The organism is Shinella sp. 838, assembly GCF_029623935.1.
Classification (GTDB): Bacteria; Pseudomonadota; Alphaproteobacteria; order Rhizobiales; family Rhizobiaceae; genus Shinella.
In genome coordinates this window covers 153,014-170,156 of record NZ_JARSBQ010000009.1, presented here as the reverse complement: position 1 = coordinate 170,156, position 17,143 = coordinate 153,014, and the positions used below count along the sequence as shown (strand labels likewise).

General features: G+C 63.6%; 15 protein-coding genes. 2 read left to right on the top strand and 13 right to left on the bottom strand.

Annotation, left to right across the window (positions count from 1 at the left end; translation table 11 throughout):
* Positions 1-2 precede the first annotated feature (2 nt).
* From P9A16_RS23875 to P9A16_RS23830, 10 genes are all read right to left on the bottom strand, one after another.
* A complete protein-coding gene (locus P9A16_RS23875) occupies positions 3-1,457 on the bottom strand; it encodes an NAD-dependent succinate-semialdehyde dehydrogenase (protein WP_023513747.1) in 1,455 nt (484 codons plus the stop codon).
* Positions 1,454-2,758, bottom strand: coding sequence for a 4-aminobutyrate--2-oxoglutarate transaminase (gene gabT, locus P9A16_RS23870; RefSeq protein WP_278025951.1), 1,305 nt, complete (start codon positions 2,756-2,758; stop codon positions 1,454-1,456). The genes P9A16_RS23875 and gabT overlap by 4 nt, the downstream gene beginning before the upstream one ends.
* Before the next feature lie 96 nt (positions 2,759-2,854).
* Positions 2,855-3,046: a hypothetical protein gene (locus tag P9A16_RS23865; RefSeq protein ID WP_023513745.1), complete on the bottom strand. Its 192-nt coding sequence runs from the start codon at positions 3,044-3,046 to the stop codon at positions 2,855-2,857.
* Positions 3,047-3,050: 4 nt separating this feature from the next.
* The gene (locus P9A16_RS23860) at positions 3,051-4,748 is read right to left on the bottom strand and encodes a hydantoinase B/oxoprolinase family protein (RefSeq protein WP_024269909.1); all 1,698 of its coding nucleotides are present in this window, start codon (positions 4,746-4,748) and stop codon (positions 3,051-3,053) included.
* An 11-nt stretch (positions 4,749-4,759) separates the two neighbouring features.
* The gene (locus P9A16_RS23855) at positions 4,760-6,790 is read right to left on the bottom strand and encodes a hydantoinase/oxoprolinase family protein (RefSeq protein ID WP_023514952.1); all 2,031 of its coding nucleotides are present in this window, start codon (positions 6,788-6,790) and stop codon (positions 4,760-4,762) included.
* A 25-nt stretch (positions 6,791-6,815) separates the two neighbouring features.
* On the bottom strand, positions 6,816-7,520 hold the full coding sequence (locus P9A16_RS23850; RefSeq protein WP_023514951.1) for a GntR family transcriptional regulator: 705 nt from the start codon (positions 7,518-7,520) through the stop codon (positions 6,816-6,818).
* Positions 7,513-8,571, bottom strand: a complete 1,059-nt coding sequence (locus tag P9A16_RS23845; protein ID WP_023514950.1) for a branched-chain amino acid ABC transporter permease — start codon at positions 8,569-8,571, stop codon at positions 7,513-7,515. Before P9A16_RS23845 ends, P9A16_RS23850 begins: the two co-directional genes overlap by 8 nt.
* Positions 8,571-9,485, bottom strand: coding sequence for a branched-chain amino acid ABC transporter permease (locus tag P9A16_RS23840; RefSeq protein ID WP_023514949.1), 915 nt, complete (start codon positions 9,483-9,485; stop codon positions 8,571-8,573). Before P9A16_RS23840 ends, P9A16_RS23845 begins: the two co-directional genes overlap by 1 nt.
* Before the next feature lie 12 nt (positions 9,486-9,497).
* On the bottom strand, positions 9,498-10,253 hold the full coding sequence (locus P9A16_RS23835; RefSeq protein ID WP_023514948.1) for an ABC transporter ATP-binding protein: 756 nt from the start codon (positions 10,251-10,253) through the stop codon (positions 9,498-9,500).
* A gap of 96 nt (positions 10,254-10,349) precedes the next feature.
* Positions 10,350-11,546 (bottom strand): ABC transporter substrate-binding protein, encoded by a 1,197-nt coding sequence (locus P9A16_RS23830; protein WP_023514947.1) that lies wholly within the window; start codon positions 11,544-11,546, stop codon positions 10,350-10,352.
* A gap of 163 nt (positions 11,547-11,709) precedes the next feature.
* On the opposite strand from P9A16_RS23830, the gene P9A16_RS23825 reads away from it, so the two are divergent.
* Both P9A16_RS23825 and lhgO read left to right on the top strand, forming a co-directional pair.
* The gene (locus P9A16_RS23825) at positions 11,710-12,438 is read left to right on the top strand and encodes an ABC transporter ATP-binding protein (protein ID WP_024269908.1); all 729 of its coding nucleotides are present in this window, start codon (positions 11,710-11,712) and stop codon (positions 12,436-12,438) included.
* Positions 12,439-12,525: 87 nt separating this feature from the next.
* A complete protein-coding gene (gene lhgO / locus P9A16_RS23820; protein WP_197032856.1) occupies positions 12,526-13,710 on the top strand; it encodes an L-2-hydroxyglutarate oxidase in 1,185 nt (394 codons plus the stop codon).
* 182 nt (positions 13,711-13,892) lie between these two features.
* Here the strand turns inward: lhgO and P9A16_RS23815 are convergent, their stop codons facing one another.
* From P9A16_RS23815 to P9A16_RS23805, 3 genes are read right to left on the bottom strand one after another with little or no spacing between them, the layout of a single operon-like run.
* Positions 13,893-15,209, bottom strand: a complete 1,317-nt coding sequence (locus P9A16_RS23815; RefSeq protein WP_023514394.1) for a M20 family metallopeptidase — start codon at positions 15,207-15,209, stop codon at positions 13,893-13,895.
* 2 nt (positions 15,210-15,211) lie between these two features.
* Positions 15,212-16,168: an ABC transporter permease gene (locus tag P9A16_RS23810; protein ID WP_023514395.1), complete on the bottom strand. Its 957-nt coding sequence runs from the start codon at positions 16,166-16,168 to the stop codon at positions 15,212-15,214.
* Positions 16,165-17,142: an ABC transporter permease gene (locus P9A16_RS23805; protein WP_278025950.1), complete on the bottom strand. Its 978-nt coding sequence runs from the start codon at positions 17,140-17,142 to the stop codon at positions 16,165-16,167. Before P9A16_RS23805 ends, P9A16_RS23810 begins: the two co-directional genes overlap by 4 nt.
* Between the last annotated feature and the right edge of the window lies 1 nt (position 17,143).

Sequence of the window (17,143 nt, the reverse complement as noted above, 5' to 3'; positions counted from 1 at the left end):
GGCTATGCCCTCTTCAGCCCGCCAAAGCAGGCATATTTCAGCTCCACATATTCCTCGATACCATATTTGGAGCCTTCGCGACCAAAACCGCTTTCCTTGATGCCGCCGAAGGGAGCGAGTTCGGTGGAGATCAGGCCTTCGTTGATGCCGACCATGCCGAATTGCAGCTCTTCGAGCACATGCCAGATGCGGTTGACGTCGCGCGCGTAGAAATACGCCATCAGGCCGTAGCGCGTGTCGTTGGCGAGGCGGATGACTTCGGCTTCCTCCTTGAAGCGGAAGACTGGGGCGACCGGGCCGAAAGCTTCTTCCTGCGCGAGCCGCATCGAGGCCTGCATGCCGCTCAGCACCGTCGGCTCGAACCAGGTGCCGCCGAGTGCATGCGGCTTGCCGCCGGTTTCGACACGGGCGCCATGGCCGACGGCGTCACCGATCAGTTCCGCCACCTTCGCGACGGCCTTGGTATTGATGAGCGGCCCCTGCACCACCTCCGGCGCAGCACCGTCTCCCACCTTCAGCTTCGCGACTTCTTCCGTCAGCTTCGCCACGAAGGCATCGTGGATGCCATCCTGCACATAGATGCGGTTGGTGCAGACGCAGGTTTGGCCGGAATTGCGGAACTTTGACGCGATGGCGCCGGCAACGGCGAGGTCAAGGTCGGCGTCGTCGAAGACGATGAAGGGCGCATTGCCGCCGAGTTCCAGCGACAGCTTTTTGAGCGTGTCAGAGCACTGCCGCATCAACAACTTGCCGACGGCGGTTGAACCGGTGAAGGAGAGTTTTCGGATGACCGGATGCTCGCAGAGCAGGCGGCCGATGCCCGCAGAATCTTTCGACGGCACGATGTTGAGCACGCCGGCCGGAATGCCGGAATGCCGGGCAAGCTCGGCCATGGCCAACGCCGTCAGCGGCGTTTCCTCGGAAGGTTTGACGACCATGGTGCAGCCGGCCGCAAGCGCTGCCGCCGCCTTGCGGGTGATCATCGCCAGCGGAAAATTCCAGGGCGTGATGGCGGCGCAGACGCCGATCGGCTGTTTCAGCACCACGAAACGCCGGTCACGACCGGCCGAGGGGATGACGTCGCCATAGACGCGCTTGGCCTCTTCGGAAAACCAGTCGACGAAGGAGGCGCCGAACGCCACCTCGCCCCGCGCCTCGTAGAGCGGCTTGCCCTGCTCGGCGGTGATCAGCCGGGCAAGGTCTTCGGTGTGGGTGGTGATAAGGTCGAACCAGGCGCGCAGCAGTTTTGCGCGTTCCTTGGCCGGGCGGTCGCGCCAGTCGACCTGCGCGCGCTCGGCGGCAAGGATGGCGCGCTCGACGTCGGACGCCGCGAGGTCGGCGACGCGGGCGAGAACCTCGCCCGTCGCCGGATTGCGCACCTCGAAGGTCGCGCCCGTCTCCGCCCCGGCCCAGGCGCCGTCGATGAAGGCCAGGTCGTGCAGCAGCGCGAGCGTCATTGCCCGGCCTCCACCTTTTCCAGCGCCGCCCGCAGGCTGTCCTTGAGGATGGCGATGCCTTCGTCGAGATGGTCGAAGGGGATGGTCAGCGGTGTGAGCACACGCACGACATTGCTATGCACGCCGCAGGAGAGCAGCAGCAGACCCTTTTCGGCGGCGGTGTGCGTGATGGCCTTCACCAGTTCCGGCCAGGGCTGGCGCGTCTCGCGGTCGCGCACGAACTCGATCGCCACCATGGCGCCGAGGCCGCGCACCTCGCCGATGCAAGCAAACTCGTTGCCCTCCTGCCAGTCCTCGAAGACCGCCTTCAGCCGGCTGCCGACCTCGTTGGCGCGGTCGATCAGCTTTTCGTCCTCGATGATCTCCATCACGGCGAGCGAGGCCGCACAGGAAAGCGGATTGCCGGCGAAGGTGGAGCCGACGCCGCCCATCGGGATCTTATCCATGACATCGGCGCGGCCGGTGACGGCAGCGATCGGGAAACCGCCGCCGAGGCCCTTGGCCATGGTGACGATATCGGCGGCGACGCCGGCATGTTCCATCGCGAACATTTTGCCGGTGCGGGCAAAACCCGTCTGGATTTCGTCGGCGATCAGCAGGATGCCGTGTTTGTCGCAGATCTCGCGCAGCGTGCGCAGGAAGGTGACGGGCGCCGGATAGAACCCGCCCTCGCCCTGCACCGGCTCAACGAAAATGCCGGCAACGCGGGTCGGATCGACCTCGGAGCGGAAGAAGCGATCAAGGGCCGTCAGCGATTCCTGCTCGGAAATGCCGTGATAGGGAATCGGGAACGGCAGGTGGAAGACGTCAGGCACCAGCGGACCGAAGCCGGCCTTGTAGGGCGTGGTCTTGCCGGTCAGCGTCATCGCCATCAGCGTGCGGCCGTGGAAGGCGCCGGAAAAGGCCACGAAGGCCGAGCGGCCGGTCGCGGCGCGGGCGATCTTGGCAGCGTTCTCGATGGCTTCAGCGCCGGTGGAGACGAGAAACGTCTTCTTCGGGAAATCGCCCGGCACCAGGTCGTTCAGCTTCTCGCAGGCCGCGACATAATCGATATAGGGCGTGGTCTGGAACGAGGTGTGCGTGACCTTGTCGAGCTGGTTGCGCACACGCTCGACCACCTTCGGATGGCGGTGGCCGGTGTTGTTGACGGCGATGCCGGCGGCAAAGTCTATGTAGCGCTTGCCCTCGACGTCCCACAGTTCGGCGTTCTCCGCCTTCTCGATATAGACGTCGAGATGTTTCGACAGGCCAGCCGGAATAGCGGCAGCGCGCCGCGCCGTGAAGGCAGCGTTCGTGGACATGGATGTCTCCTTGGACAGTTTGTTATGGCGCGGCGCTATCGCGGCGCTTCAAGTTGGCCGGCCCCATTCTCTCGGACGGGGCCGGCGCATCAATTCCTAGACGGCCGCCTTGGCGCGGCGGGCGTCCCGGGCAAGCTTCCAGTCGACGCATTCCTCGGAGCAATAAATGCTCCCGTCATGCACCTTCTTGCGGGCGGAATCCTCGGCCGAGGCCTCGTAGATCAGCACGCCGCAATTGGCGCATTTCGTGTAGCTTTCGATGTAAAGCCCGTTCAGCGAAAACTTCATGGTCTCAGGCCTCCTGGTAGCCGTAATGTTTCTGGGCGGCCGCCTTGGAGACGTAGCCCTCGCGGACATCCTCTGCGACCGCTGCCGGGTCACGCTTTGCCGGTTCGCCGTAACCGCCACCGCCGGGCGTGACGAGCCGCACGCGGTCGCCGCGGCGGATCGAGACGTTGGAATAGCGGCTGGTCGAGGCCTTGCCATAGGCTTCGCGCATCGTCTGCCAGTCCTCGCGGCCGTTCTTCATGACCAGCGTCGCGCCGACGCCGCCTTCCGTGCCGCCGTTGAGGCCCCAGGGGGCGAGCAGGTGGCGATCGGTCATCTGCGAGCAGATGATCTCGTCGTTGAGGCACAGCATCTGCTTGGAATAGCCGACGCCGCCGCGGTATTCGCCGGCACCGCCGGCATCGACGTTGAAGGCGAGGCTTTCGATGCGCCAGGGGAAGCGCGTCTCGTAGACTTCGACCGGCGTGATGCGGCAATTGCCGTTGATCGAGTCGACGCCGTCATTGCCATCCGCAAAGGCACGCCCGCCCCAGCCGACCGCTTCGAGATCGTAGCAGGCGAAATACTCGCCCGTATCGGCATCGACGCCGCCGAAGACGAAGTTGCAGTGTGTCGCCCCTTCCGCCGCCATCACCCGGTTGGGCACGGCCGGCGCCATGGCGCCGAGGATCGTGCCGACGATGCGCGGATGCGTTTCGGTGTTGCCACCGACTTCCGGTGCCGGGAAATCGACATTGACGATGGTGCCGGGCGGCGCCATCACGCGGATCGGCCGGAAGCAGCCGGAGTTGCGCGGGATGGTCGGGTCGGTCATGTGCAGCACGGCGTTGTAGGCAGCCGAGGTGGCGACGCCGAGCGTGGCGTTGATCGGGCCGGAGGCCTGCGGCGAGGAGCCGTGATAGTCGACGATGATCTCGCCGCCGCGCTTGTGCACTTCCACGGCGACCGTGTAGGTGCGGTCGGCATCGATGCCGTCGCTCTCGATCGTATCCGAGAAGGCGTAGATGCCGTCGGGGATCGCCTCCAGCTCTGCGCGCATGCGGCGTTCCGAATAGAGCAGCAGATCGTTGACGGTCTCCTTGATCTTCTCCTTGCCGTACTTCTTGTAGATTTGCGTCATCTGCTTTTCGCCGAGATCGACGGCGGCGATGAGGGCGCGCAGATCCCCGTAGTTGACGCGCGGTGTGCGCACGTTGGCGAGCAGCAGCTTCCAGACCTCGATATTGTCCTTGCCGCGTTTCTTGATCTTCACCGGCGGAATGCGAAGGCCTTCCTGAAAAATTTCCGTCGCCTCGCCGCAGAAGCCACCCGGCGCCATGCCCCCGACCTCGGCGATATGGCCGATGGCGACCGCAAAGCCCATGATCTCGCCGTCGACGAAGATCGGCTTGAAGAAGGTGTGCTCCGGCGTGTGCAGGCCGCCGCGGTAGGGGTCGTTGTGGAGGATGACGTCGCCCTCCTCGATCTCGCCGATCGGGATTTCCTTGAGGCACGACTTGACGAGCAGCGGCATGCCGCCGATCTGCGCCGGGCAATAGTCAGCGACGGCGATCATGTCGCCGTTCATGTCTGCAAGGCCGCAGGTGAAATCGAGCGCCTCGTTGAAGATCGTCGAATAGGACGTCTTCATCAGCACGATCCCCATCTCCTTGCAGAGCGAGACCATGCTGGATTCCAGGATGTTCATCGTAACGAAGTCCATGACGGTACTCCTCAGGCCGAAATGATCAGATTGCCGAGCCGGTCGACGCGGAGCGTCTGTTTCGGCTGCAGGATGGTGACGGAGGCGCTTTCCTCGATGATGGCGGGACCGGCGACAGTCTGGCCCTGCTTGAAGGTGCCGCGGTCGTAGGTCTTCACCTCGTGCCAGCCGTCCTCGAAGCGCACCTTGCGGCTGCCGGAAGAGGCAGGCGTGCCCTCGCCCTTTTCGAGCTCCCGCATCTGCGGTTTTTCGGAAACGGCAACGGCCACGACCTTGAGATTGACCGTCTCGATGGTTTCACCGGGGATGGAGAAGCCGAAGCGGTTCTGGTGCTCTTCGTGGAACCGCTCCCAGAGGTCGGCAATCGTTTCCTCCGTGAATTGGTTGGCGGGAAAACTCAGTTCCAGCTCGTGGTTCTGGCCGAAATAGCGGGCCTCGATGGAACGGTAGATCTCCACCTTTTGCTGGTAGCCCTGGGAAACCAGCTCGGCGATCGCGCCATCCACCAGTTCCGTCATCGCCGCCGTGGCGCGGGCACCGTCGAAATATTTCGAGATCTGCTGCACGGTGCGATGCCGGTCGACGCGGGCATCGGTCATGATGAAACCGAAGGCCGAGAACTGGCCGGGATAGTTCGGCACGATGCCCTGCGGAATGCCGGAAATATCCATCAGGTCGCAGATATGCACCGGACCCGCGCCGCCCGAGGCGACGAGCGAGAAATCGCGCGGATCGAGACCGCGCTGCAAAAGGACGGCACGCAGCGCGCCCAGCATGTTGTTGTTGGCGATCTGCACCATGGCGAAGGCCGCCGCATCGACCTCAAGGCCGAGCTGGTCGGCGATCGCCTTGACCGCACGATGCGCCGCCTCGGCGTCGAGCTTCATCTTGCCGCCGAGGAAGTAGTCGGGGTTGATGCGGCCGAGCACGACGTTCGCATCGGTCACGGTGGCATTCTCGCCGCCGCGGCCGTAGCAGGCGGGTCCCGGTGCGGCGCCGGCCGATTGCGGGCCCATGCGCAGCATGCCACCCTTGTCGATCCAGGCGATGGAGCCGCCGCCGGCGCCGATCGTGTGGATGTCGATCATCGGGATTTGGATCGGCAGGCCCCATTCGATTTCGAAATTGGTCGTGACATGCTCCATGCCGTCGACGACGGTCGAGCAATCGGTCGAAGTGCCGCCCATGTCGAAGGTGACGAGGTTCTTGATGCCGGTGAGTTCGGAGAGAACGCGGGTGGCGACGACCGCGCCGGTCGGGCCGGACAGCGTCATCTGCACCGGCGCTTCGGCGGCACCCTTCAGAGTGGATTCACCGCCGTTCGACTTGATCACGCCGATCCTGTCGCCGATGCCGATGGCGTCGAGGCGCTTCTGCATGCGGTGGAAATTGTCGGAGACGATGGGCTTCAGGTAGGCGTCGGCGATGGTGGTCGAGGCGCGGTCGTATTCCTTCCACTTCGGCAGCACGTCATAGGAAATCGAGATCGGCATGCCGGGCAGGTCTTCCGCAAGGATATCGCGGATGCGCTGCTCGTGGCTCGGGTCGATATAGGAGAACAGGGTGCAAATGGCGATGGCTTCGATCGTGCCGTCCGCCTTGATTGTCGCGGCGAGTTCGCGGACAGCGGCTTCGTCAAGCGGCGTGACCTGCTCGCCCTTGGCGCTGAAACGGCCGCCGATCTCGTAGGTGTCGGCGCGCTTCATCAGCGGCTTGGTCTTGATCCAGGTGATGTCGTAGTGGCTGCGGCGGTCGCCGCGCTGGATGAAGGGAACATCGCGAAAGCCCGTCGTGGTGACATAGGCGACCTTGGCGCCGCGGCGCGTCAGGAGTGCATTGGTGGCGATCGTCGTGCCGAGGCGGATCTTGTCGACACTGGCGACGTCTTCCACCTGCCCGAGGCCTTGGAGCACGCCTTCGATCGGTTCGGAGGGCGTCGTCAGGTTCTTCCAGTTTTCGATTGTGCCCGTCGCCGCATCGTAGGAGACGAAGTCGGTGAACGTCCCCCCGATGTCGATGCCGATGATTTTGTTGTCAGGCATTGTTCCCTCTTTTCTCATGGATGGATCAGGACGAGCGGGGTTTTTCCCGCTCGTAAGCTTCAAGCAGATGGCGCCAGGAATCGCGGATGTGATCGCGAATGGCGTCCATCGCCTTTTCGGAATTGCGGCTGCGCAGCGCCTCGACGACCGGCCAGTGATCGACCGCCGCCGCCATCTGGCTCTCGAACTGGCGCTCGGCGATGGTGATCAGCATCTGCACTTCGGCCTGGATGTTGGTAAAGGCGTGCAGCGTCTGGCGGTTCTTCGAGAGCTTGCAGATCTCGAGATGGAAGGCGAGGTCGTTTTCGACGAGGGCGATTTCGTCATTCGTTTTGGCCGCCGCGACCATGGCGTCGACGAAGCCGGCGATGCGGTTGATGTCGGCATCCGTCATCTGCGGCAGCGCCTGCTCCACGGCAAAACGCTCGACCACGACGCGGAAGGAAAAGATCTCGTCAATATCGTTGCGCAGGAAGGTGCGCACGAAGGTACCCTTGCGGGGGACCGCGACGAGCAGGCCGCGCTCTTCCAGCCGGCGGATCGCTTCGCGGATGGGATTGCGGCTGATACCGAGCTGGCGGGCCAGCTCCGCCTCGTTGATGCGTTGGCCGGGCTGAAGACGACCGAAGATCAGTTCGCGCACGAGAAAGGTCGAAACCTGGTCGGAGAGCATGCGGTTGTCGATGATGCCGACCGGTTCGTCCGTATTGAAGAGGAGGTTGTTAGCCATTGATGAGCCCTTTCTCGCGTTTTTCCTGCCCCGGCAGGGTCATTTCTCGCCCTGCCATGATTCCGTCTTTGCGGAAGACCAGTATCAACAGCATAAAGGCCGCGATGATAAGCTCCTGCGTTCCGGCCGGCAGCGACCACTGCTCGCCGCCGATCGAAATCCCGCCTTCAAGCCGACGGAAGATATCGACCATCGCCGTGATGACGACGACGCCGACCACAGCACCCGCAAGGCTGCCCATGCCGCCGACGATGAGCATGGCAAGCGCCAGGAAGGTGAAACTCAGGAAGAAACTGTTGATCGAGACAGTCCCGAGATAGTGGGCCTGCAACACCCCGCCGAGGCCGACCATGAAACCCGAGAGCGTGAAGGCGATCAGCCGCGACCAGTAGAGCGAGATGCCGGATGCCGCCGCCGCCACCTCGTCTTCGCGCGTCGCCCGGATCGCCAGGCCGAAGGCGGAGGCCTGGTAGAGATAGGCGACGATGATGGCGAACACCGCGCAGCCGAGTGCCAGCCAGGCCGTCACATAGGTCGGCAGGCCGACGATCGAGGCCGAGCCCATCGTGACGCTGTCCCAGTTGGAATAGACAACGTTCAGGATGAACAGCACGGCGAGCGTGGAGATCGAGGCTGCCAGACCGGTGAGCCGCATGATGACGAGGCCGGTGAGGAAGGCCGCACCGCCGGCAAGCAACACCGAAACCACGGCGGACGGCAGCAGCGGAATGCTCTGGTCGCGCAGGAACGGCGGCAGGCCGGACATGGTGATCGGCTTCAGCATCTCGCAGCAGGTCTGCCAGGCCGAGGCGTAGGCGGCGATGGCCATGAAGGTGGCATGTCCGAAGGAGATGATGCCGGAATTGCCGACGAAGACGTAGAGCCCGACGACGATGACAATGCTGATCAGCATTTCGATGACGGTGCGCTGGATGGAGAGGCCGCCGAACTGGCCTGTCACCACCACGATGATCGCAAGCGGTAAGACGAGGGCAAGCACCGGAAACCAGAAGCGGCCGATCGTTGCGAAGGACATGGTATCGCTCTTCATTATACGCGCTCCTTCGCGGCGCTGGTGACGATCAGGCCCTGCGGGCGCACGAGGAGGATCAAGATGACCATCATGAACACGCCTGCATCACGGAAGGGGCGCAGGTCCGCCGGCAGATAGGTTTGCAGAAGCACGCTGGCGACGCCGACCAGGAACCCGCCAAGTGCCGCGCCCGGCAGCGAGCCCATGCCGCCGATGACGGTGGCGAAGAAGGCGTAGACGACGGGCATCAGGCCCATGCGCAGGTCGAGTGTGCCGGTCTGGATCGTCAGGAGCAGCGATACGGCGCCGCCGAGCAGGCCGGAAATGGCGAAGGCGAGTGCGATCACCCGGTTTGCCGGCATGCCGAGCAGGCGGGCCATCTGGAAATTTTCCGCCGCCGCCCGCATCTGGATGCCGAGCGGCGTCTTCTTGAGGAAGAGCACGAGCGCGACGAGCAGGCCGGCAGTGACGACCATGGTGAGGAGCTGGATGCCGGGAACGCGCACGCCGCCAATCTCCACCGCATTGGCCAACCCCTGCCCGATGCCGACCGATTTCGGCCGGCCGGTGTGGATGAGCATGACGAGGTTCTGCAGGAAATAGCTGACGGCGAAGGAGGAGATCAGCAGCGTCGACGGATTGGAATTGCGCAACGGCCGGAAGGCGACGCGCTCGGTGAGGAGCGCCAGCACGACGACCACGAACAGCACGCCTCCGATCATCAGCGCTGCGGGCAGCGCACCAAGCAGCAGCGGCGGTGTGACGCTCGCCGTCGGCACGACCAGCGCATAGGCGCCGATGGTGATGTAGTCGGCCTGGGCGAAATTGACGAGCCGCATGACGCCGAAGACGAGGCCGATCGCCAGGGCGACGAGGGCATAGAGGCTGCCCAGCGCGATGGCATCGACGAGAACCTGAACGATATTGGCCATGGCGTCCTGTTCCTAGATCGCAAGCGTGCTGTCTGTCGCCTTCTCGCCCAGATAGGCGCGGCGGACGGCGGGGTTTTTCTGGATGTCCTGGGGCGAGCCCTCGGCGAGGCTCTGGCCGCCGTCGAGCACATGGATGCGCTGGCACACGCCCATGATCACCTTCATATTGTGTTCGATCAGCAACACGCCGCAGCCGAAGCGCGCCGGCAGCTCGGCAATCACCTCCATCAGCGCCTCGCATTCCGTGTCGTTCATGCCGGAGGCCGGCTCGTCGAGCAGCGCGAAGGACGGCTGCAAGGCGAGCGCCCGGGCAATGCTGACACGGCGCTCATCGCCATAGGAAAGGCTGTCGCAGCGGTGCTCGGCCTTTTTCGCAAGGCCCATCCAGTCGAGGATTTCGCGCGCCCGCTCTAGGGCCGCCTTGCGTGAAAGCCCGCTGCCAATCGCGGCGACCGAAAGGTTCTGCTCCACCGTCATCGCCCGAAAGAGACGCGCCGCCTGGAAACTGCGGCCGACGCCGGCCTGGGCGATCTTGCGGGCGGTGAGCTTGGAAACGTCGATGCCGTCGAGGCTGATGCTGCCGCTGGTCGGGCGCTGGAAGCCGCTCAGGACATTGACCATGGTCGTCTTGCCGGCGCCGTTCGGGCCGATCAGGCCGAGCACTTCGCCGCGCCGGATCTCCAGGTCGACCCCGCTCAAGGCCCGGATACCGCCAAAGGCGACGGCAACGCCGCGGGCTTCCAGCCGTTCTTTCGATGGACGTGACATATCGGGCGAGACCTATTCGTAAGCTCGGCTATGAATTTGCTTGGAGATTTTGGTGCCGTCGGCTGCACCGCCATGCAGCCGACGGATCGCTGCCGGTTACTGACCGACGCGGAACAGGAGCTTCATGTCCGGCTTGAACGAATTCCGGTAGACTTCCACGGCGCGGAAGGAGTCATTCTCGACCTTCATGATCAGCCAGGGACGGTCGACCTGGATATGAAGCTGATCGGTGAAGGATGTCGGGCCGGCGGTGAACGGCTGGTCCTTGAAGGTGTTCATGACGCCGACCACGGCTTCGGACTCGGTCGTCTTCGCCTCACCCACCGCAAAGGCCCACTGTTCGATGAGGCTGTAGCCGAGCACCGAATAGGAGGAGACCGGCGGCTCGCCGTAACGCGCCTTGTGGCTTTCGAGGAACGTGTTCATTTCCGGCCGCGGGTCGTCACCGTAGAGCGACATGAAGGCGGGCAGGTAGAAGTCCTTGAGGCCCGGCACGGCGTTCAGCCAGTAGTTGTCGACCATCGCCGTGTTGGCGAGGATCGGCAGATCGATGCCGGCAGCGCGAAGCTGGCGCACGGCGGACGCCCCGCCCGGCGTGAACGAGCAGACGAAGACCGCATCTGGCTGCGTTGCCAGGCCCTTGAGACGGGTGATCTGCGAGGCGATCGACGGGTCGTCGTTCTTGAACGTGTCGTTGCCGAGGATCGTTTCCTCGCCGCCACCGGCCGCCCAGGCCGCGCGGAAACCGGCACAGGCCGACTTGTTGTATTCGATCGTCAGGTCTTCCAGCACGTAGACCGACTTCAGGTTCATCTTCTTCTGGCCGTATTCGGCAATGGCGATGCCTTCCGATTGCGCCGCGCTGTTGGCGGTGAAGGCGAGCGGGCCAACGCCCTGCACGCCCATCTTCGGATCGGCCGCGCACAGGCTAAAGGCGATCTTGCCCGCCTGTTTGGCGGCAAGCGCCGCCGGTGCGCCGAAATCGTAGTCGCAGGAGACGACCAGCATATCGATGCCGCCATCGACGAGCTGTGCGCCGACGGTTGCGGCGCGGGCCTGCTCCGTCTTGGTGTCCATGACGGAATATTCGATCTGGCGACCCAGCAGGCCGCCGGCCTTGTTGATTTCCTCGATCTTCATGACGGCGGCCTTGAAAGGCGCGCTGTCATAGTTCGAAAGCCAGCCGGATTCCGCGATGGCAAAGCCGATCTTGATCGGCTCTTCGGCCTGAACGCTGGTCACCGGCAACAGGAGGGCGATTGCGGCCGAGGCGGCCACAGCAACAGATTTCATCGTCGTTCCCCTTCAGCCGTGGCGTTGCCCGGCCTGATTTTTTGCACATAGTCCTCTGTGGACAGAAGACAGAATGCGGGTTAGATTTTTTTTGTCAACGGCAAAAAACGGTGTGGTCCTGCGATTTCCATCCGAGATCACAACCGCGCCAAAGGGGAACGACATGCTTGAAATCTGCGGCCTCACCGCCGGCTACGGCCGGCTTGCTGCCTTGAAATCCGTCGATCTTGAGGTTCGAAAGGACGAGATCGTCTTCGTCGTCGGCCCCAACGGGGCCGGCAAGTCCACGCTTCTGAAGACGATTTCCGGACTCATGGCGCCGACCGGCGGCACGCTTACCTTCAGGGGCGAAAGCGTATCCGGCCAACCGCCGGAAAAACTGTGCCGCAAGGGGCTCGCACTCGTGCCAGAGGGCCGGAGCATTTTCCGCACTTTGACGGTGCAGGAGAACCTCTTGCTCGGTGGTATGATCCGCAAGGACAAGGCAGAAGCGGCGGTCGACCTGGAACGTGTGCTCACCATTTTCCCGATTCTGAGGAACCGCTATCGCGGCATTGCCGGCCATCTGTCTGGCGGTGAGCAGCAGCAGCTCGCCATCGCACGCGCCATTCTGCAACGGCCCTCACTGATGATGATCGACGAGCCATCGCTTGGCCTCGCCCCCCTCGTCATCGATCAGGTCTACGACAGCCTGCGCCAGCTCAATGCCGACGGCTTGACGCTTCTCGTCGTCGAACAATCCACCGCCCGCATTCTCGACCTTGCTTCGCGCATCTATGTGCTGCGCAATGGGCATGTGGCGCTGGAGGGGACGGCAAGCGATCTTGCAGACGGCCACGCGTTGGAAGAAGCTTACTTCGGCTACAGCAATCACGAAGCAGCACGCGGATAGGCAGGCGGACGCTTCGTTTACACCCAATTCCAGGCAGGAAATTGCGACGCGCTTTCGCGAAAAATTGCCTCAAGGACACGACATATGATCTTCGACTACTGCATTGTCGGCGGCGGCATCGTTGGATTGGCAACGGCAATGCGCCTTCTCGAAAACAAGCCGGGCAGCAGCCTCATCCTCATCGAAAAGGAGGACGCGCTCGGCAAGCATCAGACCGGCCACAACAGCGGCGTCATCCACGCCGGCATCTACTATCCGCCCGGCAGTCTCAAGGCGGAACTCTGCCGCAAGGGCGCTGAAGCCACCAAGGCCTTCTGCAGCGAAAACGGCATCCGGTTTGAGGTCTGCGGAAAGCTGCTCGTCGCCACCTCCGATCTTGAGATACAACGCATGGACGCTCTTTATGAGCGATCAAAGCAGAACACGATCGAGGTGCATCGCGTCAGCGAAGGCGAACTGCGGGAGCGCGAACCGCATATTCGCGGTCGCGGGGCGCTCTTCGTCCCTTCGACCGGGATCGTCAGCTATGCCGAGGTCTGCCAGGCGATGGGACGGCGCATCAAGGCACTCGGCGGCAATATCCGCCTTTCGACACGCATCACGGGCATCCGCGAGACGATCGATGTCGTCGATATCACCTCCGACGGGCAGACATGGCAGGCGAAAAAACTGGTCGCCTGCGCCGGCCTGCAATCAGATCGGCTTGCGGTGCTTGCCGGCCTTTCGATCGAGCACCGCATCGTGCCGTTTCGGGGGGAATATTTTCGCCTGCCTGCCGACAAGAACGACATCGTCCGCCACCTCATTTACCCCATCCCGGATCCCGATTTGCCCTTCCTCGGCGTGCATCTCACACGCATGATCGACGGCAGCGTGACGGTCGGGCCCAATGCCGTCATCGGTTTCGCGCGCGAGGGCTATCCGCGCCTTTCCATCAACCTTGCCGACATGGCCGACTACGCCTTGTTCCCCGGCTTCTGGAAAACCGTGTTCGCCAACCGGAAATCGGCCGTGACGGAACTGCTCAACTCGCTCTGGAAACCGGGCTATCTGGCGGAGTGCAAAAAATACTGCCCGAGCCTGACGCTTTCGGACCTTCTGCCCTATGAAGCCGGCATACGTGCCCAGGCCGTGCGCAAGGACGGCACGCTCATTCACGACTTCCTCTTCGCGGAAACGGACCGCATGCTGCACGTCTGCAACGCTCCCTCACCCGCAGCCACCTCGGCCATCCCGATTGCGGAGATGATCGTGGGCCGGCTTGGAAACTAGGCAGGCCTGGTCGATGCGGCCTTGAAAAGGCCGGAACGGCAGGCTGCCGAACGGGAACGAGCAAAGGAGTGCCCTCGCCCCGACAACGGGACGGGGGCACATTGAACATGTCGCATTTTCCGGGCGGCCGTGGGAATCACTCGCAAATTGCGGACCGGAAGCGGACTTCGGGGGAATGCCCTTCAATTGCACCATTTTTGAACGGCAAGGGCGATCGCCTTGGTGCAGTCGACAAGGTCGCGCACGGAGACACGTTCATTTGGCTGGTGCGCCTGCGCCGGATCGCCAGGACCGAAATTTACCGTCGGCGTGTTGCCGAGCCCTGTCGGAAGACCGATGTCGCTGTGGGCGCCGAAACCTGACAGAACCGGTGACAGATCGGCAGTCGCGACCGCCTCCTGGAAGATCGAGACGAATGGGCTGTCGGCCGGGATTTCCGCACAATCGGCATCGAGGATCCACTCGACACGGGCAGGATGCGCCCGCAGATAGGGGTCGGCCTGGCAGACATGGCGGACGTGCTCCTCGATCTCGCGCTTCACATGACCGCCGAGACCGAATTCGTCCTTCTCGCTCGGCAGGTATTGCGCGTCGATGATGATCTCGGCACGGCCGGCCATCGAGGACGGGTGTTCGCCGGCACTCATCTGCGTAACGATGATCTGGTTCGGCAGGTCCATCAGCGGGTGGTTCTTCTTCGGGTCGAACATCCAGCGGCGGTTCAGGATATCGATACCGTCGAGCATTTGGCGGCAGAGCTGCACGGCATCGACCGGTCCGCTCGTATACCAGGCATTCGGCGTCAGCTCGGCATGACCACCGATCCCATCAATGATGATCCTGCCCCAGAGAATACCGTGGCAAAGCGGCGCGATGCGGTTTGCCGTCGGCTCGGTCATGATGCCGGCATCAGCCTTGAAACCACGATCGACCATCGCAAGTGAGCCCATGCCGCCGATCTCCTCGTCCACCACCGTGGTGAAGACGACATCGCCTTTCAGCTCAAGTCCCATTTCCTTGAGAATTTCGACCGCCATCAGCATGCAGGCGACGCCGCCCTTCATGTCGACGGTGCCGCGGCCGTGCAGGAAGCCATCCTTCAAGACGGGGGTGAACGGATCGGTCGTCCAATGCTCGGCCGCACCCGGCGGCACAACGTCGATATGCCCGGTCAGCATGATCGAGCGACCACCACCGGTTCCCTTCAGAACGCCGCCGAGATTCGGACGCCCCTCGAAGGTACGACCCTTGTTGGCGCCGGGGCGCCCCTGGTACTTGGCATAGAGCGCCGGGCCGTCCGGGTCCCAGAGGTCGGTCGCAAAGCCGAGTGCCTGCAGCCGCTTCTGCAGATAGAGCTGGCAGTCGCGCTCACCAGGTCCCGCCTCCTTTGGGTTCGACTTCACGATCGACGCGAAGGAGACGAGATCGCTCAGTGTCCTGACGATGCGCTCTTCGGCGGCCTCGACGCGATCGGCGATCTGCTGTTCGATGGATGACATGCTTAACTCCAGCGTTTTGAAAGACGGTCGACCAGCAGCACGGCGATCAGGAGTGACCCGACGATGCCGACCTGCCAGACGGTGTTGACGTTAAGTTGCAGAAGCCCGGTCTTCAGCGTGACAAGCAGGATAACCGCGGCGATAACCCCGCCGACCCCGCCCACGCCACCGGTGATGGCGACACCGCCCAGCATGACGGCCGTCAGCGATTCAAGCTCCAGGTTCTGCCCGATATTGGGTCGCGCGCTTCCGAGCCAGGCAAGAGAAACCAACCCCGCCACACCCCCGAAGAAGCCGCTCAGTCCGTAGACGAGGAGACGGGCGCGATCGACGGGAATGCCGACGAGGCGCGCCGATCGCTCGTTGAAGCCCATGGCGAACAGCCACCGTCCCCAGGCGCTGTAGAGCAGCAGCACCGCGGCGATTGCGAAGACGGGCAAGACCAGCGTGACGAAGGGCATCGGCAGCGTGAACACCATGCCGCGGCCCCAGGGAAGCAGCCAGGCAGGTACGCCGGCTTGCGCCGCCCCTCCGGTCAGCGCAAGCGCGAGGCCGGAATAGACGAAGAGTGTGCCGAGCGTCGCAATCAGCGGCAGGATCCTCAGGCGGGTGACGAGAAAGCCGTTCACCAGGCCAAGCAGCAGGCCGGTGACGACGCAGGCGACCGGCAGAAACACCGGTGGCAGCCCCGCCTTGACCGCGAGCATGGCGAGCACGACCGACAGTGAGACGATACCGCCGACCGACAAGTCGATACCGGCACCGCCAGCAAGGATGACAAGGCACTGGCCGAGCGAAACGAGCGCCAGGATGGTGGAGAACTGCAGGACCGTCGTTACCGTGGACGCGCTGAACATCGTCGGCTTGAGGGCCGCAAAAAGCACGATGACGATGCCCCAAAGAACGGTGAGCAGAAGGAGGATACGGCTGGAGGCGGCCGGTTTGAGAAGGCTCTTCATCGCGGCATCCACTTCGTCTTCATCTCGCCGAGGCGCGACACCGGCACCTCAAGCGCAAGCACACCGATCAGCAGCGCGCCGGTCACAACCGGTTGCCAGAGCGAAGGCACGCCGACCAGCAGAAGGCCGTTCTGCAAGACACGCAGCAGGATGACACCGAGCGCCGTGCCAAGAAGACTACAGCGCCCACCCAGGATGCTCGTGCCGCCGAGTACGACGGCCGCGATGGCGTCGAGCGCCAGTGTGCTGCCGATCGCCATTTCGACGTTCCGGTAATTCGCCACGTAGAAACTGGCGGCAAGGCCCGTCAGCGCGCCACTGACCACGAAGGTGGCGACCCTGACCTTGTTCACCGGCACGCCCGACAGACGCGCCTTCTCTTCGGCATTGCCGATCGAGAGCAGATGGGGCCCATAGGCGGTGCGCCGCAGTGCCAGCCAGACCGCAAGATAGGCGAGCCCGATGACGAAGACAGAGAGCGGGATGCCGAACAACGCCCTCGACAGCAGCTCCATCAGGCCCGCAGGCAGGCCGGACAACCACTGGCCGCCGAGAAGCACGAAGACCCCCATGCGGTAAACGCCGAGCAGGCCGAGTGTGCCGACGATGGCCGGCACACGGCCGAGGACGACGACGAGCGCCGTCACCATGCCGAGGCCTGCGCCTGTCACCGGGCCGACCAGCAAGGCCAGCGCCGGCGCCACCGACGCCAGCAGGGCATGGGAGACAGCGATGGCGGCAAGCCCCATGAGGATGCCGATCGACACGTCGATACTTCCCATCGCGAGCAGCAGGGTCATGCCGAGACCAGCCAGCATCAGCTCTGTGCTGTTGCGGACGATGGTCGCTGCATTGCCTGCCGTCGCGAAGTAGGGCGAGGCGACAGAAAAGACGATCGAGGCGAGAATGACGGCGCCGAGCAGCGCCCATTCACGTCCGCCGATGGCGAAAAGACGGAGACTTGACGGTCGCATC